The following is a 21,970-nucleotide window of genomic DNA, read 5'->3' as shown; positions in this document are numbered from 1 at the left end:
ACCGCCGAGTCAGAAGGACACTCCCATGAAGCGCAAGACCCTCGACATCCTGGTCGGCCTCGGCGGGATCGTGCTCGCCGGACTGCTGCTGGTCGCCGGGATCGTGCTGACGACCAACGCGAACTTCGCCAACGACTACGTCACCAGCCAGTTGGGCCAGCAGCAGATCACGTTCAAGAGCGCCGACACCCTGACGGCCGAGGAGCGCAAGTCGGCGTGCCTGGTCGAGTACGCGGGCCAGCCGTTGACGACCGGCAAGCAGGCCGAGTGCTACGCCAACGAGTTCATCGGGCTGCACCTGAAGACGATGGCCGGTGGCAAGACGTACGCCCAGCTCGGTGACGTGCAGACCGAACTGCGGGCGAAGGTCACCGCCGCGCAGCAGGCGAACGACCCGGCGCTGGCGGACCTGCAGAAGCAGCTTGCCGACGTGACCGCGCAGCGGGAGACGGTGTTCAAGGGCGAGACCCTGCGGGGGCTGCTGCTGACCTCGTACGGCTTCAGCGAGTTCGGTGCGAAGGCCGCCCAGGCCGCGCTGGTGGCGTACATCGCCTCGGGCCTGCTGTTCCTGCTCGGTGTCGCCGGCCTGGTCCACGCCGCCGCCACCCCGGGCACGAAGGGCTTCGCGGTTCCCGAGCGGACCAACGGCAAGGAGAACGGCAAGGAACTCGTCGACGCCTGACCCGTCACGACCCCGGACCCGGGCCTCCCACGAGGGAGCCCGGGTCCCGCCGTGTCCTCAGCTGGTGAACATGCCGCCGCCACACCGCGGCGGAACTCATCGGTCGCCCGGGAAGAAGTCCCGCGTGGCGCTCTCGGCGGCGAACGCCGCCGGCCGGGCGCGGTCGCCGGACGGCTGAGCCGTGTGCAGGGTGAGCAGGTAGATGCCGGCGCCGCCGACGGCGCAGATCGTGGTGCCGTCGGGGTGCCACGCCACGCCCTCCACCGGGCCGGCCAGCCGCAGCGCGCACACGCACCGGCCCGACGACACCTGCCAGACCCGCACCGTGCTGTCGTTGCCGGTGGTGGCGATGAGCGCGCCGTCCGGGGAGAAGGCCGCCTGGAAGATGAAGCCGGTGTGGCCGCTCAGCACGCGCCTCGGCGTGCCGGTCGCCACGTCCCACAGTCGCAGCTCCTGCTCGTCGCAGCTGGCCAGCAGCGTGCCGTCGGGGGAGAACGGGCACGTGCCGGCGCCGCGGCTGTGCGGCAGGACCCAGCGCGGGGCGCCGTCGGACGTGCGCCACACCCGGACGGTACGGTCGTCGCCGGACGTGGCCAGCAACGCGCCGTCCGGGGAGAACGCGCAACCCCAGATGACGCCGGTGTGGCCGGTCAGGGTCGCGAGCTCGGTGCCGGTCTCCGCCTGCCACAGCCGCACGGTCCGGTCCCAGCCGGCGGTCGCCACGGTCGTGCCGTCGGGGGAGAACGCGCAGCACGTGACGCGGCCGGTGTGGCCGGTGAGCGCGGCGTGCGGCACGTTCTCGGGGACCTGCCACACGCGGACCGCCCGATCCCAGCCGGCGGCGGCCACGAGCCGGCCGTCGGGGGAGAACGCGCAGCTGTCCAGCCAGCTGCCGTCGCCGGTCAGCACGCCCAGCGGGGTGCGGTCGGGGACGCCCCACAGCCGTACCGTCGCGTCACCCTTGGCGACGGCCAGCATCGTGCCGTCGGGGGAGAACGCGCAGCCGACCGCCCAGTCGGTGCTGCCGGTCAGGACGGCGCGCTCGGTGCCGGTCGCCACGTCCCACAGCCGGGCCGTCCCGTCGACGCTGGTGGTCGCGAGCAGCGTGCCGTCGGCGTTGAACGCGCAGCCGAGCACCAGCCGCGCGGTGTGGCCGCGCAGTTGCGCCCGCTCGGTCAGGGTCGCCACGTCCCACAGCCGTGCCGTGCGGTCGAGCGCGGCGGTCGCGAGCAGCGTGCCGTCCGGGGAGAAGGCGCAGCCGCACATCTGCCCCGGCAGCACGCCGTGGACGCGGCCGTCGGCGGTCCGCCACAGCCGGACGGTACCGTCCTCGCTCGTCGTGGCCAGCAGGGCGCCGTCGGGTGAGAACGCGCACTCGTGGACGGTGCCGGTGTGGCCGGTCAGCACGGCGCGGGTGCTGCCGTCGCCGACCTGCCAGACGCGGACCGTGGTGTCGTTGCTCGTCGTGGCGAGCAGCGTGCCGTCGGGGGCGAAGGTGCAGCCGTTGACCTCGTCGGTGTGCCCGGTCAGCACGGCCAGCGGGGCGCCGTCGGCGACGCGCCACAGCCGTACCGTCGCGTCGACCCCGGCGGTCGCGAGCACCGTGCCGTCGGGGGAGAACGCGCACCGCGTGACGGCGCCGGCATGACCGGTCCGGAGCGAAGCGGAGGGGCCGGTCATCATGGGCTCAGGGCGGAGGCCGGGCGGCCGGAGCGAAGCGGAGGACGCATGACCGGCTAGTTGGGTGCGCTGGCTGCCGTCGCGGACCTGCCAGAGTCGCACCGTGCCGTCGTTGCCGGCGGTGGCGAGCAGCGTGCCGTCGGGTGAGAACGCGCAGCCGTAGATCGGCGCGGTGTGCCCGATGAGCAGCGACCGCTGGGTGCCGTCGGGGACGCGCCAGAGCCGTACCGTCGCATCGTCCCCCGTCGTGGCCAGCAGGCTGCCGTCGGGGGAGAAGGCGCAGTTGGTGACCGGGCCGACGTGCCCCGCCGGCTCGGTGTGCTGGGTGGGGTCGTGCAGGTCGGGCAGGGGCCAGATCGGCTCCAGCCGCGGTGCGGGCAGCGCGTCGCGGTAGCGCTCGACGGCCTCCTCGAGGCCGGGGATGCCGTGCAGGCGGCTGGCGAGTGTCGCGCCGAGGGCCGCGGGCGGGTCGATCGGCCCGAGCAGGTGCGCGGCGTGCGCCAGGACCCGGCGCAGCGTGGCGCTGGTCGGGGACTCGACGAGCGCGAGGTCGGCGTCGAGGGTGACGACCGACTCGAAGAGCCGGGTCTTGGCCTCGATCCAGCGGGGATCGCACACGAGGTCGCGCAGCTCGTCCAGGCGGCCCGCGCCGTGGAGGTGGTACGGCAGGTAGCGCCACAGGTGGCGCGCGTCCGCCGGCAGCCGCCACCACTCGCCCGGCACGGCGATCAGGCGGGCGGCGGCGTCGACGAGCCGTCCGTGCACCGCGGCCCGCTGCTCGGCGCCGCGGGCGTTGCGGAGGTGGGCCAGCATCACGTCGTGCAGGACGAGCCGGCGGCCCGGCGCGTCGAGCCGGTAGTCACTCGCCAGGCCCAGCCCGGCCAGCTCCTCGCACAGGGCGTCGACGTGGCCGCCCGGCCACAGCAGGGACAGCACGTCCAGCGGGATGTCGACGTCCTCGGGGAAGACGGCGAGGTCGTGGTAGCGCTGCCGGTCCGCCGGGCTGAGCAGCGCCAGGCTGGCGTCGATGGTGGCGGCGACCGCCTGGCTGCGGTCGACCGGCCGGGCGGGATCGAAGGCGGCCGGACCCTCCGCCCGCAGCCGCTCCGCGATCTCCCGGGCCGCTTGCTGCGGCGACTGCCCCCGTGCGGCCCGGCGTCGCAACGCGCCGTTGACGAGGTTGAGCAGCAGCGGCCACCGCCCGGCGAGGTCGGCCAGCCGGTCCGCCTCGGCGGCCGGCACCCCGGCGAGCCCGTCCATGATCAGCTGCCGGGCCTGCGTGCCGGACATCGCGTCGACGCGGACGCACGGCGTGCCGGCTGGCAGCAGGTCGGGGATGCGGGTGGTGACGAGCCGGGTGCACCGGCTCCCGCCGAAGCGAAAGGGCCGCAGCTGCCCCTCGTCCCACACGTCGTCGAGGACGAGCAGGACCGGGTCGTGCTCGTCGAGCAGCCGGCCGAGCTCCGCGCCGGCGGCGTCCGGGTCGACCAGGGCGGGGCGCGAGCCGACCAGCGCGAACGCGAGGTCGTTGATGCGCTCGGCCAGGTCGGCGCCGTGGACCTCCTGGCCGATCGTGACCCACAGCAGGCCGCCGGGGAACCGCTCGCGGATCTCCGGGCGGTGGCTGATCCAGGTGGCCAGGCGGGTCTTGCCGAAGCCGCCGGCGCCGCGCAGGGCGGTGGTCAGCCCGACCTCGGCCGGGTCGCCGCCGACCAGGGCCGTCACCAGCTCCGCCCCGAGCTCCGGCCGCAGCACCATGCGCTCCAGCGGTGGCGCCATCCACGGCCGCCGCTCCGATGCGACCGGTCGCGGTGCCGCCGGGGCGCGCCGCTGGTCGGCCAGGACGAGCAGCAGGCCCGCCGCGGTGATCGGCAGTGCCAGGATGTTCGCCCAGCCGGCCGCCGCGTTGACGTCACCGCCCGCCGACGCGATCCAGACCGGCGCCGCCACGCAGACGACCAGGATCGCCAGCCCGACCAGAGTCCATCCGACGCGTGCCGACCGGGACAACACCGACCACGCGAACCACTTCCGCACTCGTCCCTGCATCCGTCCATCGTTGCGTAGTGATGCGGCTACGGCGAGCGCCGGACGGCGGTCCACGCCGCTGAGCGGTGGTTCGGCGGAACTTGCAGATACTGCGAATCGTGCTGCTGGCGTCACCGGGCGGACAGGTAATATCATCGATGGCTGCTTCGCGGAGGGCCGCAACCGCGCGACCGCCGCCACTCCGAGTCGTCGATCGCCGCCGATCCCCACCTCGCGGCTGAGACCGCAGCACGCGGAATACCTGTCGAGCCACCGAGTTTCACGCGGCTACCCTCCTTCCATATCGACGCGTTCGTCGATATGGAAGGAGGGAGCGTCGTGACCGCGGAGTTCGTGAGCCACCTGCAGCAGCACGGTGCGCCGGTGCGCGTGCCGCGCGCCGGTGACGTGGTGTGGGACGACGAGGCTCTGCACGCCGAGCGGTATCGCGCGGATCCGCAGCGGTATGCGCTGACGGCCCTCGTCCCCGGCGCGCTGGCCGCGCAGCGCTGCCGGGTCCTGCTCCAGCTGCTGGTCAGCTCGTGGGCCGGCCATGACGACGAAACCCGGGCGACGCTGTCGCGGGTCTGCCGGGTGCTGGCCCTCGGGCTCGCGCCGACCGACGTGCTGACCGTGCTGCTGGCCGTCCGGCGGCGCCGGGCCAACCACCGGCACGTCACGCGGACCGCCCTCGCCGTGCTGCTGGAGCACCCGGACGCCGCCGAGCTCATCCGGGCCCGCCGTGGCATCGCCGTGGACTGCTTCGAGCACGCGCTCGGCAAGCGGACCGCGCGGGCCTGCGCGCGGCAGCTCGCCGAGGGCCGGCCGGTCCGGCACGCGCTGGCCCGGTTCGGCGCGGCGCCGGGACGGGTGCCGCTGCTCTACACGCCCGTGACCACGACCGCGGTGACGGCGCCGCCGGCCGCGGCCGGCGACCTCGACATGGCCGGCGAGCGCCCGGACGTCGTCACCGCCACCAACCGCGGCGACCTCGCCGCGACGCTGGTGCACCTGTTCCGCGGCGGGCCCGGCTCCGAGCTGGAGCCGGCCGCCGGGCGATACCTCGACGCGGCCACCGCGGCGCTGCCGCGCTACCACGGGCGGGTCGCCCTGGTGGTCGACGACTCGGCGTCGATGCGCGGCTACGGCGACCGCGAGTGGGCGGTGGCGTCGCAGGTCGATGCGTTCCGGCGGGTGCTCGAGCGGGTGTGCGAGACGCTGGTCGTGGTGCGCGTCGGCGGCGCCGGTGATCGGCCGGGCGGCGCGACCGACCTCGCCACCGGGGTGCTCGACGCCGTCGGGGCGGGGGCCGACGTGGTCGCCGTCGCGTCCGACGGCTACGAGAACGTCTACCCCGGCGACCTGGCCCGGGTAGCTGAGACGCTGCCGCGGGTCGGGGTGCACACGCCGGTCGTGTTCTGCCAGGCGACGTTCGGCCACGCCGACGACCTGACGCTGCGCCGGCCCGCGCCGCGCCTGCCGCAGCGCTCGTTCTGGCACTCCGACGACCTGGCGGCGCTGGTGCTGTGGGTGCTGTCCCATGTGGAAGGTGCCGAGGCGGAGCGCTGGCTCGGCGCGGAGCTGCGCCGCCGCCTGATCCTGGCGGAACGGGTCCTGGAAGGAGGTTCGCGATGAGTGTGCTCGACGTCGTCCCGGCGGACGTCTCCGGCTACCGGCTGGGGCAGCCGCAACGGGCCGGTGCGCTGACCATGGTGCCGGTCTTCGGCCCCGCGTACCCCGGCATCGTGCCGCCCCGCTCCGGGCTGAAGCTCGGCCGTGTCGTCAGCTACGGGCAGGTGGAGCTGGCCAACCCGGCGCCGTCGGGCGTGGCGATCGTGCCGCTGCACGTGGGGTACATCCAGGACGCGGCGCAGAACCACGCGCTGTGCCGGTCGGCGTTCATCGGCGCCGGGCAGACGCTGCGGTTCGACGACGCCTGCTGCGTGCAGGAGAGCCAGGGCGGTTACCTGGCCGGACGCGACCAGTGGTTCTTCGTCCTGCCGGTGGAGCTGCGCGGCGAGGCGCTGCGGCTGCGGGGCACCCGGCAGTACAGCAAGCTGTGGAGCGACATCGCGCGGTTCAACGGGCGTTACGGCCTGCCGCGGCGCGGTCACCTGGAGCAGGTGCTGACCCGCAAGCGGGCCGGGCTCACGCAGTACCAGAGCCGTCTCGAACTGCTCGACGGGCAGCTCGGCGCGCTCTTCTTCGTCGGCGACCGACTCGCCGGCGTCGAGATCGCGCCCGACCCGGTGTACTTCGCCGAGGTCTGGATGGCGCTGGTCTGCTTCGCCTACGGGCCGGCGGCGTGGTTCTCGGACGCGGCACCGGAGACGCCGGCCGAGCCGTTCGAGGTCGACGGCCTCGACGGGCTGCGCACCGCGCTCGCGGAGCGTCGCCGCGCGGTCGCCGACGAGGTGGGCGGGTGGCTGGCGCGCGCCGCGTGGCGGCCGGGCGAGCCGGTCGAGGAGGAGCGGTACCTCGACCTGCGACTGTCCACTGTGCTCGGTGAGTCGGTGGGCGGCCAGATCGTGACCGACGGCCGGCGGCTGGTCTACGCGTCGCTGTTCACACTGGCCGCGTGAAATCCGGTTGACCGCGGGCCCGGTCCGCGGTTGACTGATCTCGATGGCGGGACTGAGCCAGGCCCGGTCGATAGCCCCTCCGATTCCAGATCGGGGTAAATGACAACATCGTTCAGCACGGTGGTTGCGTGTAATGTCGCCACGGCGCTGGCCGCCCCACCCGCCATCACAAGCCGCCCGCCCCGGCGTCCGAACCCCTCCGGACGCCGGGGCGGTTCTCGTTCGTGGCGATCACGTTGTGTATGGTGCAGGGCGCGAACATGCGGCGAACTGATCTCCCAGCGGTGGGCAGCTACGTCCTCGGGGCTGCGCTGCTCTGCATCAGGCTGCTCGCAAACCCCGGCGACCGGGTGCCGTATACCCCCGGCGACCGCATCCTCGCCGAATACTTCCTGAGGTTCGCCGCGCGTGTGGTCGTCCACGGCGACAACCCGTTTTTCATCAACGAGCTCAACGCCCCGGTCGGCGTCAACGCCATGGCCAACACGACGATGCTCGGCCTCGGCGTGCCGATGGCGCCGGTGACGCTGCTGTTCGGACCCGGGATCTCCTTCGACGTGCTCGTCGTGCTCACGGTCGCCGGGACGGCCGCCGCCTGGTACTGGCTGCTCTCCCGGCACGTCGTTCCCGGCCACCCGGCCGCCGCCTGGGTCGGTGGGCTCATCGGCGGCTTCGCGCCCAGCGTCGCCAACCACGCCACGTTCCACCCGAACCTCACCGCGCAGTTCCTCGTGCCGGTCATCGTCTGGCGCCTGCTGAAGCTCCGCGAGGAGGGGCGCTGGCTGCGCAACGGGCTCATCCTGGCCGCACTCGTGGTCTGGCAGGCGTTCATCAACGAGGAGACCCTGTTCATCACCGCGCTCGCGGCAGGGCTCTTCGTGTTGCTGTACGAGCCGCTGACCGGATGGCGGCCGATGCTCGCCGGCCTCGGGGTCTCGGCCGTCGCGGCGCTGGTGGTCCTGGCGTACCCGCTGTGGTGGCAGTTCGCCGGGCCGGCCGCCTACCACGGCGGCGAGCCGCAGATGACCCGATTCCGCACCGACCTGCTCGGGCTGACGTCGTTCTCCCGCACGTCCGTCGCCACGCGGATCAGCGAGTACGAGCCGGCTCCCGGCTTCTCCGCCGAGCAGCACGGGCACCTCGGCTGGCCGCTCGTCATCGCCGTCACCGCCGTGGTGATCTGGCTGTGGCGCGAGCGGCTGGTCCGCGCGCTCGCGATCACCGGCGTCGTCTTCGCCGTGCTGTCGTTCGGGCCCGAACCGGCCCTGCGCGGGCGGGAGATCGGCATCCCCGGGCCGTACGCGCTGCTCAACCGCCTGCCGCTCTTCGACACGCTGCTGCCGACACGGCTCGGTGAGGTGCTGACCTGGGCGGTGGCGCCGCTGGCCGCCATCGGCCTGTCGCGGCTGGCAGCTCCGCGGGTCCTGTCGATCGGCCTGGTGGCCGCCATTCTGGTGCCGGCCGCACCGACCCCGATCCGCGTCATCGAGCGGCCGCCGGTGCCCACGTTCATCACCTCCGGCGAGTGGCGGTCCTACGTGGGGCCGGACCAGTCGGTACTGGTCGTGCCGCTCGCGACGTTCGACCACTTCCAGCCGATGCAGTGGTCGGCCGCGACGGGGCTGGACATGCGGCTGTCGCACGGCTACTTCCTCGGCCCGGCCGGCGGGGTCGACGGCAACCACGCCGTCGTCGGCCCGCCCCGGCGCCCGACCGACAACGTCATCACCCACGGCGGCCCGGTGACCGACGCGGACCGCGCCCGTGCCCGTGCGGACTTCGCCTACTGGCGGACCGCCATCATCCTGGCCCCGGAGGGTGATGCGGCCGCATCGACGCGGGCCACGATCGACGCCCTGGTGGGCCCGGGCCGGCAGATCGGCGGTCTGTGGCTCTGGGACCTCCGCGGCCGCTGATTTCATCCGGCGGTGCGAGCGTGGGCGCCGCAAAGGCGGTCAAGAAACGCTGTCGTGGCTGATGTGGTGTTCGTGCTGCTGACGATCGCGGCGTTCGCGCTGCTCGGCCTGGCGGTGCGGGCGGTGGAGCGGCTGTGAGCGTCGAGAACCTCGTCGGCCTGATCCTCGCGGTCGCCGTCACGGCGTATCTCGTGACTGCCCTGCTCTTTCCGGAGCGGTTCTGATGAGCCCCACCACCGCGGGCGTCGTCTTCATCGTCTCGCTGGTCCTCGCCTTGGTGGTGGTGTATCGGCCGTTCGGTGACTACATGTTCAAGGCGATCACCTCGTCGCGTCATCTCGGGGTCGAGCGTGTGTTCTTCCGTGCGGTCGGTGTCAATCCCGGTGGTGAGCAGTCCTGGGGTGTCTACGCCCGTAGTGTGCTGGCCTTTTCGGCGATCTCGATCCTGTTTCTGTACCTGTTCCAGCGTCTGCAGAACCACCTGTGGCTGTCGCTGGGGATGCGGCCCGTCGCGCCGGACCAGGCCTGGAACACTGCGGTCAGTTTTGTGACGAACACGAACTGGCAGTCGTATTCGGGTGAGTCGACGATGGGTCATCTGGTGCAGATGGCGGGTCTGGCGGTGCAGAACTTCGCCTCTGCCGCTGTCGGTATTTCCGTCGCGGTCGCGCTGGTGCGGGGTTTCGCCCGGTCGAGGACGGATCGGCTCGGGAACTTCTGGGTCGACCTGGTGCGGGTCTGTGTGCGGATCCTGCTGCCCGTGGCGGTGATCGGTGCGGTCCTGCTCATCGCCGGCGGTGCGGTGCAGAATCTCAGCGCCGGTACCGATGTGGTGACTCTGGGTGGGGGGTCGCAGGCCATCACCGGCGGGCCGGTGGCCAGTCAGGAGGTTATCAAGGAGTTGGGTACGAACGGTGGTGGGTTCTACAACGCCAACAGTGCGCATCCGTTCGAGAACCCGACGAGCTGGACGAACTGGATCGAGTTGTTCCTGATCCTGTTCATCCCGTTCACGCTGCCTCGTGTGTTCGGGCGGATGGTGGGCGACAAGCGGCAGGGCCTGGCGATCGCCGCCATCATGGCGATCATCGCGATCGCCAGCGTTGTCGCGATCAACGCCCTCCAGTTGGCCCACGGTGGCACCGTCCCGACGGCCGCGGGCGCCAGTACGGAAGGCACGGAGAGCCGCTTCGGGGTGTCCCAGTCGGCGACGTTCGGGGCGGTCACCACGTTGACGTCGACGGGTGCGGTGAACTCGTTCCACGACTCGTACACGGCGTTGGGCGGCATGATCACGATGTTGAACATGATGCTGGGTGAGGTGGCTCCGGGTGGTGTGGGTTCGGGGTTGTACGGCATGTTGATGCTCGCCGTCATCACGGTTTTTGTCGCGGGGCTCATGGTGGGTCGTACGCCGGAGTATCTGGGTAAGAAGATCGGTTCGCGGGAGATCAAGTTCGCGTCGCTCTACCTGCTCACGACCCCCGCGCTGGTCCTGGTCGGCACCGCGGTCGCGATGGGCTCGGCCACCGCGCGCTCGTCGATGCTCAACACCGGCGCGCACGGCCTCTCCGAGGTGCTCTACGCGTTCACCTCGGCGTCGAACAACAACGGCTCCGCCTTCGCGGGCCTCAGTGCCGACACGCCCTTCTACAACATCGCCCTCGGGCTGTGCATGCTGTTCGGCCGGTTCCTGCCGATCATCTTCGTGCTCGGCCTGGCCGGGTCGCTCGCCCGGCAGCGGCCGGTGCCCCAGTCCAGCGGGACCCTGCGGACCTACCAGCCGCTGTTCGTCGGCATGGTCGTGGCGGTGACCGTCATCGTGGTCGCGCTGACCTACCTGCCGGCGCTCGCGCTGGCGCCGCTTGCGGAAGGCATCCAGTGACCGCGGCGGCACGGGGCCGTGTCGCCGGCGGTCTGCTCGACCCGGCCCAGTTGTGGAAGTCGCTGCCCGACGCGTTGCGCAAGCTCAACCCGGCGACGCTGTGGCGTAACCCGGTGATGTTCATCGTTGAGGTCGGTTCGGTGTTCACGACGGTTCTCGCCGTTGTTCATCCGAGTGTGTTCGCGTGGGCGATCGCGGTGTGGCTGTGGCTGACGGTGCTGTTCGCCAATCTTGCCGAGGCTGTTGCCGAGGGGCGGGGTAAGGCGCAGGCGGACACGTTGCGCCGGGCGAAGCAGGACACTGTGGCCCGGCGGTTGGTCGGCGGTGTCGAGGAGCCGGTGCCGGCGCCGGAGTTGCGGCGGGGTGATGTGGTGGTGGTGGAGGCTGGGCAGGTCATTCCGGGTGACGGTGATGTGATCGAGGGTATCGCGTCGGTTGATGAGTCGGCCATCACCGGTGAGTCGGCGCCGGTGATCCGGGAGTCCGGTGGTGACCGGTCGGCGGTGACCGGTGGGACGAAGGTGTTGTCGGACCGGATTGTCGTGCGGATCACGCAGCGGCCGGGGGAGAGTTTCATCGATCGGATGATCGCGTTGGTTGAGGGTGCGAATCGGCAGAAGACGCCGAACGAGATCGCGTTGAACATCCTGCTCGCTTCGCTCACCATCGTTTTTCTGCTTGCCGTGGCGACTCTGCAGCCTCTCGCGATTTTCTCGAAGGGGGTGCGGGCGTTCGCCCCGGATTCTGCGGCGCTGAATGCCGACGGGGTGGCCGGGATTGTGCTGGTGTCGCTGTTGGTCTGTCTGATTCCGACGACGATCGGGGCGTTGCTGTCGGCGATCGGTATCGCTGGTATGGATCGGTTGGTGCAGCGCAACGTGCTTGCCATGTCCGGTCGGGCGGTCGAGGCGGCCGGTGATGTGAACACGCTGCTGCTGGACAAGACCGGCACCATCACCCTCGGCAACCGGCAGGCCGGTGACCTGCTGCCGGTGGAAGGGGTCGGCGTGCAGGAGCTTGCGGAGGCCGCCCAGTTGTCCAGTCTCGCCGACGCGACGCCGGAGGGGCGCAGCATCGTCGTGTACGCGAAGGAGCACCACGGCCTGCGGGAACGGGACGTCACCGGTGCCGTCTGGGTGCCGTTCACGGCGCAGACCCGCATGTCCGGTGTTGACATCGAGGGCCGCCAGATCCGCAAGGGCGCCGCCGCGGCCGTCATGCGGTGGGTCCGTGAACACGGCGGCCGTCCGGCGAACGACGTGGGGGCGATCGTCGACGCGGTCTCGTCGTCGGGCGGCACGCCGCTGGTGGTCGCCGAGCGCGTCGCGGACGAGCCGGCCCGTGCCCTGGGCGTCATTCACCTCAAGGACGTGGTGAAGCAGGGCATGCGGCAGCGGTTCGACGAGATGCGCCGGCTCGGGATCCGCACGGTGATGATCACCGGTGACAACGCGCTGACCGCTCGGGCGATCGCGGAGGAGGCCGGGGTCGACGACTTTCTGGCCGAGGCGGCGCCCGAGGACAAGATGGCGCTGATCAAGAAGGAGCAGCAGGGCGGCAAGCTCGTCGCGATGACCGGTGACGGTACCAACGACGCCCCGGCGCTGGCCCAGGCCGATGTCGGGGTCGCGATGAACACCGGCACCTCGGCGGCGAAGGAGGCCGGCAACATGGTCGACCTCGACTCCGACCCGACGAAACTCATCGAGATCGTCGAGATCGGCAAGCAGTTGCTCATCACCCGCGGCGCGTTGACCACGTTCTCCATCGCCAACGACATCGCCAAGTACTTCGCGATCATCCCGGCGATGTTCGCCGCGATCTACCCCGGTCTCGACAAGCTCAACATCATGCGCCTGGCCTCACCCGAATCGGCGATCCTCTCCGCGGTCATCTTCAACGCCGTCATCATCGTCGCGCTCATCCCGCTCGCCCTGCGCGGTGTGCGGTACCGGCCCGGCAGCGCCGCCGCCATGCTGCGCCGCAACCTGCTCGTCTACGGCCTCGGCGGCATCATCGTCCCCTTCATCGGCATCAAGCTCATCGACCTCCTCATCCGGTACGTCCCGGGCGTCTGAGAGGCATCCCGCATGCGGCTCCCGGCCTGGCTGGCCCATCATTTCGCGGCCCTGCGCGCGGTCGTCGTCCTCACCGTCGTGCTCGGCCTGGCCTATCCCTTGTTCATGGTCGCCGTCGCCCGCATCCCGGGCCTGGCCGGCAACGCCGACGGCTCGCTCATCCGCAGGGACGGCAGGACCGTCGGCAGCAGCCGCATCGGCCAGTCCTTCACCGACACGCTGGGCAACCCGCTGCGGCAGTACTTCCAGTCGCGCCCGTCCGCCGCCGGTGGCGGCTACGACCCGACGGCGACGGGTGCCAGCAACCTCGGCCCGGAGAGCGTCGTGGACTCCCCCGGTAGAGCGAGCCTGCTCACCCTGGTCTGCTCGCGCAGCAAGGCGATCGGCGAACTCGAAGGCGTCGACGGCAGGCGGCCGTACTGCACATCGGACGGCGTCGGCGCGGTCCTCGCCGTGTTCCACCGCGACGGCTCCACCGGCCCGGTCACCCGCGCCGTGAGCCTCAACGAGGCATGCCCCGCGACCCCGTTCGTCACCAGCTGGCAGGGTGTCACCGTCGAGTGCGCCAAGCCCGGCGAGGACTACAGCAAGGGCGTCACCACCCCCGTCCACGGCGACGCCCCGGACAAGCCGGCCGTCCCGGCCGACGCGGTGACCGCCAGCGGCAGCGGCCTCGACCCGCACATCAGCGTCGCCTACGCCCGTCTCCAGGCACCCCGCGTCGCGGCCACCCGGCGCGTGCCGCTCTCCGAGGTGCGCCGCCTCGTCGACGAACACACCACCGGCCGCGCCCTCGGATTCATGGGCGAGCCGGCGGTCAACGTCCTCGAGCTCAACCTGGCGCTGGACGCTGCCCAGCAGGCCGGCGGCTGACGGCCCACCGCGCCGCCACCAGGTCCATGGTGCGCTGCTCTTCGGTACCTCGTACCAGTCCGGTGCCCCGACGCCCGCGGCGCAGCTCGTTGAGCCCACCTCCGAGCGACTTTTTCGATGCGCGACGACGGCGACCTTCACGCCGGTGCGGTACCCAACGGCATCCGTCGTTATTCTGGCCCTTCGACGCCCCGGCGTCCGGCGCCCACCGGGTAGAGGCGCGGGCCGTCGATGCCGAGCTCACAGCGGGCCGACTCCATGAACTCGGCGCGGTTGGCGCGCTGCCGGTCGGTGAGGTCGGCGCCGCCGCGGGCCATGTTCTCCAGCGTCGAGGTGAACCGGTGCGCCGTCGAGGCCACGTCGTGCCCGCAGACGAGCTCCAGCAGCTTCTTCGACAGCCACAGCGAGTGCAGCAGCTCGTCGACGGTGTCGCGGTCGGCGGAGTGGCTGCGGTGCTGCGCGTTGTCGATCACCCGCTCGACGCGCTGGGCCGCCGACAGGAAGTCGACGACGGCCTGCTTGCGCTCGGCCCGTGCCGCCGCGGCCAGGTCCGCGGTGTGCCGCCGGCGCTCGCCCCGGGTCGCGAGGAACTGGCCGACGAGCGTGCCGGCGGTGCCGAGCACGACACCGACGAGCGGCAGGACCACGGCGCTGGTCGTCGCTGCATCCATGGCCCTCAAGGTTAGGGCCCGGCCGCCACCCGCTGTGGCCGGCTCAGCAGGTGGCGCGGGCGGCGTTCAGGATCTGGTCGGTGACCGGCTGCGGATGGGAGACGAGCGTGAGGTGCGAGCCGTCCGGCACCACGGCGATCTTCGCGCGGGCGCGCTGGGCCATCGCCCGCTGGGAGGCAGGGGTGATGATGCGGTCGGCTTCGCCGATGACGTACCAGGACGGGATGGACCGCCAGGCCTCCTGCGCCGACTTCGTGGTGAAGGCGGCCATCGCGGCCGGGCGTTGACCGGCCCACAGCGTCGTGGCGGTTTCGGGTGGTACGTCCGGTGCGAACGACTGCAGGAACACCTTCTCCTTCAGGTAGAGGTCGCCACCGACCCGGTCGTAGAGTGTGGCCGGGTCCGCCGCCAGAGCGGAGCCCTTGCCGCTCAGCTGACCGGTGGTCTCGCCGGCGGCGGGCGCGGCGGCGTCGACGTAGACGAGGGCCCGGACGTTGCCGTTCCCGGCGGCGGCGTTGGTGATGACCGACCCGCCGTACGAGTGCCCGACCAGCACCACCGGCCCTCTGATGGTCCCCAGGAACGCCGCCGCCGCGGCCGCGTCCCCGGTCAGCCCGCGGAGCGGGTTCGCGAAGGCGCGCACCTTGTACCCGTCACGCTGGAGCCGCTCGATCTCCCCGGTCCAACTGGACGTCCCGGCCCAGGCCCCGTGCACGAGCACGACGGTGGGTTTGACCGCGCACGGCCCGGGCGCGGTGGGTGCCGCCGAGGCGGCCGGCCCGACCCCGACCACCACCGCCGCGGCAAGCAGTGCGACTGCGACCCCACGCGTGATCGTCATGACGCGTGGCCCTACCCGCCCGGTGCCCGGCTACGCCTGTGCCACCCCGCCGTCCTGCTCGTGCGGGTCTGCTCGCGCCGGTCTGCTCGTGTCGGGCACGGCCGAGGCGCTGGATGCCGGGCTGTGCGACACGGACGACGGCGCCGCCCGTGTCGGGCGACGCCGTCTCGGTCTTGTTGTGCTCCCGGCGGGCTTCGTCGTCTCGGCACTCCCGTGCCCGGCCCGGCGTTGCTGCGCCGGGCCGACGAAGCCCGCGGGGACCGGGTTATGCCTTCTCGATCTCCTCGCGCCGGGACGAGCCGTCCGCGTCGGCGCCACCGGCGCCACCGGCAGCAACAGCGGCCGGCTGCGGGTCGCGCGGGGCCGGGACGGCGTTGTCGGCGTGGGGCTCGGCGAGCGTGCGGACGGGCACCTTCGGGTACTCACCCGTGTCGGCACCACCCGCGGCGGCGGCCATGACCGCGGCGGCGGCCAGGTCGGCGACCCGCTTCGCCTCGCGCTGCACCCGGGCGCGGACCTCCTTGGCGTGCCGCTCGGCCGAGTCGGCGGCCTGGCGGGCGTGCTCCAGCCGGGTGAGCTCGCTCGCGAGGTTCTGCTTGACGTCCGTGAGCCGCTGCTGCAGGGAGGTGACCTCGCGGTTGAGCGTGGTGCCCTCGCGACGCGCCTCGCCCAGCTGCTGCTGGACGGCGTCGAACTCGGTCTGCAGCTGCGTCAGCGCCTTCTGCCGCGCCTGGATGTCCTGCTGCACGATCGTGAGCTGCTGCTGAGCGGTCGCGGCCTGCTCATCGGCACGCTTGCGCACGTCGGAGGCGTATTTCTGGGCCTCGGCGTGCAGCGCAGCGCTCTTCTGGTCGGCCATGCTGCGCTGCTGGGTGATCTCCCGCTCGACGTTGGCCCGCAGCTCGGTGATCTCGCGATCGGCGTTGGCCCGCATTTCCTCGATCTCGCGCTTCGCGGTCGCCTTCCACTGCGCCAGCTCCTGCTGGGCTTGCGCACGGCCGGTCTTGACCTCCTGGAGGACCTGCTGGCGGGCCGCCTCGGCGAGGGCGTCCGCCTCTTTGCGGGTCTTGTCGAGGTGCTCGCGGCTCTGCTCGTTGATCCGCTCCGCCTCCTGCACGGAACGCTCGTGCGCGGCCTCACCGTCGGCGATGAGCTTGTCGGCGCGCTCCTGCGCCTCCTTCAGTGCCTTTTCGGCCTCGCCCTGTTGCTCGGCGGCCTTCTGCTCCGACTGCTCGATGATCAGCCCGGCCTGCTTCTCGGCCAGTGCGAGGATCTGGTCGACCATTGGGCCGAGGTGACGGAACGACGCCCGGTCGACGCGCGCGGGCCGCTGCCGTGCCTCGGCGAGCTCCGCCTGGGCCTGCTTGAGCTGCGCGGAGAGGTCCTGCACCTGTGAGGACAGCTCCTGCGCCTGCCCGACGACGCGCTTGCGCTCGGCGGTCAGGCCGGCGAGCTGCCGGTCCATCTGGGCGACGTGCAGGTCGACCTGCCGTTTGTCATAGCCGCGCATGACCTGGGCGAAAGCCGGGCGCGAACCCGTGTCCTCGTGCTGCACTGACAGCTCCCCGCCGTGGGACATGTGCCATCCTCCATACGATCGGGAAGGTGAGATGTCGGCGGCTCACGGAACAGCGCCGCCCGACTGCACATCCAAATCGCTACCGGGGTCTGACGCAAGTCTCGTTACGGTGCGTGTCGTGATGAGTAACCGTCAGTGGACGGGCATCGTCCGTACCGGATCGGGGTCTAGGATTTCGGCTCATGGCCGATCTACCGGAGCGGGTCGATCCTAAGCAGATGCGGGCGTCCGACGCCGACCGTGAACGGGTGGCGGAGGTCCTGCGATCGGCCGCCGCGGAGGGCCGGCTCGATCTCGACGAGGTCGACGTGCGGCTGCACGCCGTGTATGCCTCCCGCACCTATGCGGAGCTGGAGCCGCTGGTGCGTGACCTGCCGAGCCCAGCCGCGTCGTCGGTGCCGCTCGACGGGGTGCCTCCGCGGCCGGGTGAGGTCCGGCGCAGCGGGTGGGCGGTCGCCGTCATGAGCGGCTTCTCGCGCCGGGGTTCGTGGATCCCGCCGCGGAAGTTCAGCTGCCTCGCGTTCTGGGGCGGCGGCACGGTCGATCTGCGCGAGGCGCGCATGCTGCACGGTGAGGTGACGATCCGGGCGTTCGCGGTCATGGGCGGCGTCTCGGTCATCGTGCCGGAGGACGCCGACGTGCAGGTCACCGGCATGGGCCTGATGGGCGGCTTCGACCACGGCGCCGCCGGCAGCAGCCGGCACGGTGCGCCGCGGATCGTCGTCACCGGATTCGCGTTCTGGGGCGGCGTCACGGTCCAACGCAAACCCAGGCGTAAACAGCAGCGTTAGGGGCGAGCGCGGGCCGTGGGAAGTGGCAGCGTCGGGAACGAGCGCGGGCCGGGGGAGGCGGCAGCGTCGGGAACGAGCGCGGGCCGGGGGAAGAAGCAGGCAAGAGCGGACAGCCGGGCGGAAGCAGGCAGCACCGGCGGGTGAAGCGTGCAGCTGGGACATCCGGCCGGGACGGCCGGCAGGGGAGCGCTGTCGCTAGCGAAGGGCGGCCTGCTGATAGTCGTGCAGCGCCGACGGGTCGTCCATGCTGCCGTGGTGGTGGAGTTGGCGCCAGCGTTCGTGGCGCGGGTGCCAGGTGAAGTATCGACTGGTGCGGAACTCCAGCGGCACGTGTTCGCCCTCGGCGTTCGTGTAGTGGCCGACCTCCCGACCGGCGAACATGGCGGCGTCCGGCGACCAGTATGTCGCGGCGTCGGTGAAGGTGATGTCCAGCTGGACGCCGCTGTCGAACAAGTGTCGGTACATGTCGACGACCGCCCGGCCGGACCGCACGATCCCGCCGACCGGGTTGTCGACCTGCGCCAGGTCGTCGTCCGACCATATCTCGGCGAGCACGTCGAGGTCGGCGTTGTTCAGCGCGTAGTAGAAGGTCTCCAGCGCCGCGATCGCCCCGTCGGCGCTGCGCCGCGACGTCTCGGCGAGACGGTTGCGGCTGTCCGGGCCGAAGTTGTAGTCGACGAGATCAGACACGTCGGCACCGTAGCCCGCCGGCGGGTGGACGGGCAGCGCCACCGGCCGCCGCTCACCCGCAGCATCAGCCTTCCAGCGATCATTGATCGATGGGTGGATCCGGTCGGCGGGCCGCCGAACTCCACCACGGTCGGCACCCTGCTCGGGCCAGTCGCCGGCCGGACTCGTGGTCGCGGAGGCCGGGCGTCGCCGCGTGGGTTCCGGCTGGTCGTGGTCGCGGAGGCTGGGCGTTGCCGCGCGGGTTCCGGCGGGCTGCGGCCGTGGTCGCGGAGGCTGGGCGTTGCCGCGCGGGTTCCGGCGGGCTGCGGCCGTGGTCGCGGAGGCTGGGCGTTGCCGCGCGGGTTCCGGCTGGTTGTGGTCGTGATCGCGGAAGCTCGGCGTTGCCGCGCGGGCTCCGGTGGGCTGCGGCTCATGATCGCGATGCGTTCGCGATCACGCCGAGCCCGGCGGCCACAGTTTCATGAACACGGAGAGTTGGTGTAGCCAGGGGTGCATCAAGTCTTCGTGATCATGTGAAGATTCGTGTCAGGGCCGCGCCGTGCCGCGCCGTGCCGCAGGGCCGCGCCGCGTGGCCTCGTGGTGCGGTCGGCCGTGCTCCGCGCCTGGCTTGACCCGGGTTGCTTGATCGTCGGAAACATCTGCCTGTCCAGGCAGCCCGAAGTTTCCCTTGATCTAAGAACCGCAGCCGCACCACCCGGCCAGACTCAACCGCCGCACCCGTGATCGCGAACGGATCGCGATCACGGCCACAAACCGGCCGAAACCCACGACGACAACCCCCAATCGCTCACGGTCATGGAGGCTCCGGCGCCGCCAACGCCGTTGCGTTTAGGACGCGGTCGGGCGGTTCGGCCACCGTTTCATGATCGTGGAGCGTTTATGCACCCCTGGAGCCTGTCGCGCAATTCGGATCCCTCGCGCGTCAACCCCGACAACCGCGCCGATCTTGGAGTTGTGGTCCTTGACAAACCCGGACAAATTTGGAGGTTCATGGCGCCACAACTCCAAGATCGGCGCGTAGTTGGGCCGCCGACGCTGTCCCAGCGAATTGCGCAACAGCTCCCTGGCTACACAAACGCTCCACGATCATGGAACTGGCGGCCACGTCCGCGCGCTTCGCCCCGGCGCCTGGCCATGATTGCGGCAAGTTCGCGATCACGTGGGCGGAACCCTGAAGGGCGCAACGGACGCGACGAAGAACGTCGAAACCCGCGGCCAGGGCCACTTGCCGAGGCCGCCACATCCTTCCAACAGATCAAGACGGCCTAGGCTGAGCAGCATGACGACGGTCGTGGTGCGTGGGGAAGCTGTGCGGGACGTCGAGCCGGAGCTCGCCGAGTTTACGGTGATCGTCGCCGCCCGGGACAAGGACCGGCAGGCCGCGCTGGCCCGGCTGCGGGAGCGCGCCGACGGCCTGCGGCAGTTCCTCGACCGCTACGCCGAGGCGATCGAGCGGCGCGAGTCCGGCGGCCTGCACGTGCACCCCGAGAACGCCCGCCGCGGCGAGAAGGTCACCGCCTATGCCGGCAGCGTGTCGACGACCGTGACCGTCAGGGACCTCACGGTGCTCGGTGAGCTCATGCTTACCATCGCCGACCAGGACCAGACCCACGTGTACGGGCCGACGTGGAAGCTGCGCGACGACAGCCCGGTGCACCGGGAGACCCGCCGGGCCGCGATCGGCGAGGCGATCGCCCGCGCGAAGGAGTACGCGGAGGCGCTCGGCGCCCGGGTCGAGACCCTCGTCGAGCTGGCCGACCCCGGGCTCAGCCGCGGCCCGGAGCCCATTGTCGCCGGCTTCCAGACGTTCGCCGCCCAGGCGAAGCGCGGCGGGCCGGGCGGTGCTCCCGACCTGCAGCTCGACCCGGAGCGCCAGCGGGTCTTCGCGGCGGTCGAGGCGCGGTTCACGATCAGCGACCCGACCGTGCTGTAAACCTCCCCGCCCGGGGAAAAGATGGGTTATGGACATCAAGCGGGTGCTCGTCACCAACGACGACGGGGTCTCCGCACCGGGCATCCGGTGGCTGGCGAAGGCGGCGCACGAGAGCGGGTTCGACGTGGTCGTCGCCGCGCCGCAGCGGGAGGCCAGCGGGATGAGCGCGGCGCTGTCGGCGGTGACCGAGGAGGGCGGGATCGTCGTGGCTGACGCCGCGCTCTGCGGGCTGGACGACGTGCCGGCCTACGGGGTGGCGGCGTCGCCGGGGTACATCGCGGTCCTCGCCGGGCTCGGCGCCTTCGGGCCCGCGCCCGACCTGGTGCTCTCCGGCATCAACCGGGGCGCCAACGCCGGCCGTGCGATTCTGCACTCCGGCACCGTCGGCGCCGCGCTGACGGCCGCGAACAACGGCATCAGCGCGCTGGCGGTGTCGCTCGACGTGCTCTCGCCGGCCACCGACAGCAGCGCCACCGACAGCAGCGCCACCGGCAGCAGCGCCACCGGCGGCGCGGCGATCGCGGAGCTGGACAGCGTCGACGACGAGACCCGCCACTGGGAGACGGCCGCCGAGCTCGCCGGCCGGCTGCTGCATTGGCTGGTGGAGGCGCCCGCCGGCACCGTCCTCAACCTCAACGTGCCGGACCGGCCGGTCGAAGAGGTCGCGGGACTGCGCCGGGCCACGCTGGCGCCGTTCGGTCAGGTGCAGATGGCGCTTGCGGAGGCGGGCGAGGGATACGTCCGCACGGCCATCAGGGAACACAGCGCCCGCCATGTCCCCGGCACCGACCTGGCGTGGCTCGCGCAGGGCTACGCCGTGGTCAGCGCCATCCGGCCGCCGAACCTGGACTCGCAGGTCGAGGTGCCCGTGGACCTGTCGTAGGCGCTACGCCGGCTCCTGCTCCGCCTCGATCCGGGCGTTCCACTCCCGCTTGCTGGCCTGCCAGCCGTCCTCGTTGTGGCCGAGCCGCCAGTAGCCGGAGATGGAGAGCCGCTCGCGCGGGATGCCACGCTCGACGCGCAGGTAGCGCCGCAGCTCCTTGACGAAGCCGGCCTCGCCGTGGACGAACGCCTGGACGTCACCCTCCGGCACCGGCAGGCCGAGCACGGCGGGCACGAGCGCCGACCCGACCGGGGCGTTGCCGCGGTGCACCCAGGTGATGCCCGGGATGTCCTGCTCGTCGGCGGGGCCCTCCACCTCGACGAGCGCCACGTGCACGGCGTCCCAGGGCAGCCGCTCGACGGACGCCGCGATCGCCGGCAGTGCGCTCTCGTCGCCGGCCAGCAGGTGCCGGTCCGCCTTCGGATCGGGCGCGTAGGCGCCGCCGGGGCCGCCGAAGCGCAGCAGGTCGCCCGGCCGGGCGCGCACCGACCACTGGGCGGCCAGGCCGGTGTCGCCGTGCAGGACGAAGTCGAGCACCAGTTCCCGGGTCTGCGGGTCCCACGACCGCACCGAGTACGTCCGAACGGCCGGCCACTGTTCCCGCGGCATCGTGGCCCGGATCGTGGCCAGGTCGAACGGCACCGGATAGGTCACCCCGTCCGCCGGGAACAGCAGCTTGACGTAGTGGTCCGTGTACGTGCCGGCGTCGAACCGGTCCAGTCCCTCGCCGCTCAGCACGACGCGCTGCATGTGCGGTGTGAGCCGCTCCGTGCGCACGACCCGCCCGACGTGGGTCCCCTGTGGTCGCTCAGCCATGCTGATCAGCCTACGACCCGGCCCGCGGCGTGCCGCACGCAC

At 71.9% G+C, this 21,970-nt stretch carries 18 protein-coding genes; 12 read left to right on the top strand and 6 right to left on the bottom strand.

Annotated elements, in window-relative coordinates; all coding sequences use genetic code 11:
• Positions 1-25 precede the first annotated feature (25 nt).
• On the top strand, positions 26-682 hold the full coding sequence (locus Dfulv_RS30665; RefSeq protein ID WP_259857276.1) for a hypothetical protein: 657 nt from the start codon (positions 26-28) through the stop codon (positions 680-682).
• Between the two features lie 96 nt (positions 683-778).
• On the opposite strand, the gene Dfulv_RS30660 is transcribed toward Dfulv_RS30665, so the two are convergent.
• The gene (locus tag Dfulv_RS30660; RefSeq protein ID WP_259857275.1) at positions 779-4,411 is read right to left on the bottom strand and encodes an NB-ARC domain-containing protein; all 3,633 of its coding nucleotides are present in this window, start codon (positions 4,409-4,411) and stop codon (positions 779-781) included.
• Positions 4,412-4,729: 318 nt separating this feature from the next.
• Between Dfulv_RS30660 and Dfulv_RS30655 the strand changes: the two genes are divergently transcribed.
• From Dfulv_RS30655 to Dfulv_RS30620, 8 genes are all read left to right on the top strand, one after another.
• Positions 4,730-6,025, top strand: coding sequence for a hypothetical protein (locus Dfulv_RS30655; RefSeq protein WP_259857274.1), 1,296 nt, complete (start codon positions 4,730-4,732; stop codon positions 6,023-6,025).
• Complete coding sequence (locus Dfulv_RS30650) at positions 6,022-6,972, top strand: ARPP-1 family domain-containing protein (protein ID WP_259857273.1); 951 nt, start codon at positions 6,022-6,024, stop codon at positions 6,970-6,972. Before Dfulv_RS30655 ends, Dfulv_RS30650 begins: the two co-directional genes overlap by 4 nt.
• A gap of 260 nt (positions 6,973-7,232) precedes the next feature.
• Positions 7,233-8,888, top strand: coding sequence for a glycosyltransferase family protein (locus tag Dfulv_RS30645; protein ID WP_259857272.1), 1,656 nt, complete (start codon positions 7,233-7,235; stop codon positions 8,886-8,888).
• Between the two features lie 12 nt (positions 8,889-8,900).
• On the top strand, positions 8,901-9,026 hold the full coding sequence (locus Dfulv_RS30640) for a hypothetical protein (RefSeq protein ID WP_259857271.1): 126 nt from the start codon (positions 8,901-8,903) through the stop codon (positions 9,024-9,026).
• Positions 9,023-9,112 (top strand): K(+)-transporting ATPase subunit F, encoded by a 90-nt coding sequence (gene kdpF, locus Dfulv_RS30635; protein WP_259857270.1) that lies wholly within the window; start codon positions 9,023-9,025, stop codon positions 9,110-9,112. The genes Dfulv_RS30640 and kdpF overlap by 4 nt, the downstream gene beginning before the upstream one ends.
• Positions 9,112-10,773, top strand: a complete 1,662-nt coding sequence (gene kdpA / locus Dfulv_RS30630; protein WP_259857269.1) for a potassium-transporting ATPase subunit KdpA — start codon at positions 9,112-9,114, stop codon at positions 10,771-10,773. The genes kdpF and kdpA overlap by 1 nt, the downstream gene beginning before the upstream one ends.
• Positions 10,770-12,851, top strand: a complete 2,082-nt coding sequence (kdpB, locus tag Dfulv_RS30625) for a potassium-transporting ATPase subunit KdpB (RefSeq protein ID WP_259857268.1) — start codon at positions 10,770-10,772, stop codon at positions 12,849-12,851. The genes kdpA and kdpB overlap by 4 nt, the downstream gene beginning before the upstream one ends.
• A 12-nt stretch (positions 12,852-12,863) precedes the next feature.
• Positions 12,864-13,724 (top strand): potassium-transporting ATPase subunit C, encoded by an 861-nt coding sequence (locus Dfulv_RS30620; protein WP_259857267.1) that lies wholly within the window; start codon positions 12,864-12,866, stop codon positions 13,722-13,724.
• Between the two features lie 170 nt (positions 13,725-13,894).
• On the opposite strand, the gene Dfulv_RS30615 is transcribed toward Dfulv_RS30620, so the two are convergent.
• The 3 genes from Dfulv_RS30615 to Dfulv_RS30605 all read right to left on the bottom strand — a co-directional run bounded on the left by Dfulv_RS30615 (position 13,895) and on the right by Dfulv_RS30605 (position 16,791).
• On the bottom strand, positions 13,895-14,395 hold the full coding sequence (locus Dfulv_RS30615) for a hypothetical protein (protein WP_259857266.1): 501 nt from the start codon (positions 14,393-14,395) through the stop codon (positions 13,895-13,897).
• 43 nt (positions 14,396-14,438) lie between these two features.
• Complete coding sequence (locus Dfulv_RS30610) at positions 14,439-15,236, bottom strand: alpha/beta hydrolase (protein ID WP_259857265.1); 798 nt, start codon at positions 15,234-15,236, stop codon at positions 14,439-14,441.
• A gap of 265 nt (positions 15,237-15,501) precedes the next feature.
• Complete coding sequence (locus Dfulv_RS30605) at positions 15,502-16,791, bottom strand: coiled-coil domain-containing protein (RefSeq protein ID WP_259857264.1); 1,290 nt, start codon at positions 16,789-16,791, stop codon at positions 15,502-15,504.
• A gap of 206 nt (positions 16,792-16,997) precedes the next feature.
• Here Dfulv_RS30605 and Dfulv_RS30600 point away from each other — a divergent pair, with 206 nt between their 5' ends.
• Positions 16,998-17,606 (top strand): DUF1707 SHOCT-like domain-containing protein, encoded by a 609-nt coding sequence (locus Dfulv_RS30600; protein WP_259857263.1) that lies wholly within the window; start codon positions 16,998-17,000, stop codon positions 17,604-17,606.
• A gap of 195 nt (positions 17,607-17,801) precedes the next feature.
• Here the strand turns inward: Dfulv_RS30600 and Dfulv_RS30595 are convergent, their stop codons facing one another.
• On the bottom strand, positions 17,802-18,296 hold the full coding sequence (locus tag Dfulv_RS30595; protein WP_259857262.1) for a YybH family protein: 495 nt from the start codon (positions 18,294-18,296) through the stop codon (positions 17,802-17,804).
• Positions 18,297-19,575: 1,279 nt separating this feature from the next.
• Between Dfulv_RS30595 and Dfulv_RS30590 the strand changes: the two genes are divergently transcribed.
• Together Dfulv_RS30590 and surE are read left to right on the top strand one after the other, a co-directional pair.
• On the top strand, positions 19,576-20,229 hold the full coding sequence (locus Dfulv_RS30590) for an SIMPL domain-containing protein (RefSeq protein ID WP_259857261.1): 654 nt from the start codon (positions 19,576-19,578) through the stop codon (positions 20,227-20,229).
• A gap of 28 nt (positions 20,230-20,257) precedes the next feature.
• Positions 20,258-21,112 (top strand): 5'/3'-nucleotidase SurE, encoded by an 855-nt coding sequence (gene surE, locus Dfulv_RS30585; RefSeq protein ID WP_259857260.1) that lies wholly within the window; start codon positions 20,258-20,260, stop codon positions 21,110-21,112.
• Between the two features lie 3 nt (positions 21,113-21,115).
• Here the strand turns inward: surE and Dfulv_RS30580 are convergent, their stop codons facing one another.
• The gene (locus Dfulv_RS30580) at positions 21,116-21,928 is read right to left on the bottom strand and encodes a siderophore-interacting protein (RefSeq protein WP_259857259.1); all 813 of its coding nucleotides are present in this window, start codon (positions 21,926-21,928) and stop codon (positions 21,116-21,118) included.
• Positions 21,929-21,970: the final 42 nt, after the last annotated feature.

This window comes from Dactylosporangium fulvum (genome assembly GCF_025137375.1).
Lineage (GTDB): Bacteria > Actinomycetota > Actinomycetes > Mycobacteriales > Micromonosporaceae > Dactylosporangium > Dactylosporangium fulvum.
Note: the sequence above shows the minus strand (reverse complement) of the source record. Positions and strands in the feature narration are given on the sequence as shown.

Bases quoted from the DNA above. Each gene is read 5' to 3' on its own strand.
- Dfulv_RS30645 (WP_259857272.1), top strand. From the start codon at position 7,233: ATGCGGCGAACTGATCTCCCAGCGGTGGGCAGCTACGTCCTCGGGGCT.
- Dfulv_RS30600 (WP_259857263.1), top strand. From the start codon at position 16,998: ATGGCCGATCTACCGGAGCGGGTCGATCCTAAGCAGATGCGGGCGTCC.
- Dfulv_RS30665 (WP_259857276.1), top strand. From the start codon at position 26: ATGAAGCGCAAGACCCTCGACATCCTGGTCGGCCTCGGCGGGATCGTG.
- Dfulv_RS30590 (WP_259857261.1), top strand. From the start codon at position 19,576: ATGACGACGGTCGTGGTGCGTGGGGAAGCTGTGCGGGACGTCGAGCCG.
- Dfulv_RS30580 (WP_259857259.1), bottom strand. From the start codon at position 21,928: ATGGCTGAGCGACCACAGGGGACCCACGTCGGGCGGGTCGTGCGCACG.
- surE (WP_259857260.1), top strand. From the start codon at position 20,258: ATGGACATCAAGCGGGTGCTCGTCACCAACGACGACGGGGTCTCCGCA.
- Dfulv_RS30610 (WP_259857265.1), bottom strand. From the start codon at position 15,236: ATGACGATCACGCGTGGGGTCGCAGTCGCACTGCTTGCCGCGGCGGTG.
- Dfulv_RS30660 (WP_259857275.1), bottom strand. From the start codon at position 4,411: ATGCAGGGACGAGTGCGGAAGTGGTTCGCGTGGTCGGTGTTGTCCCGG.
- Dfulv_RS30615 (WP_259857266.1), bottom strand. From the start codon at position 14,395: ATGGATGCAGCGACGACCAGCGCCGTGGTCCTGCCGCTCGTCGGTGTC.
- kdpA (WP_259857269.1), top strand. From the start codon at position 9,112: ATGAGCCCCACCACCGCGGGCGTCGTCTTCATCGTCTCGCTGGTCCTC.
- Dfulv_RS30650 (WP_259857273.1), top strand. From the start codon at position 6,022: ATGAGTGTGCTCGACGTCGTCCCGGCGGACGTCTCCGGCTACCGGCTG.
- Dfulv_RS30620 (WP_259857267.1), top strand. From the start codon at position 12,864: ATGCGGCTCCCGGCCTGGCTGGCCCATCATTTCGCGGCCCTGCGCGCG.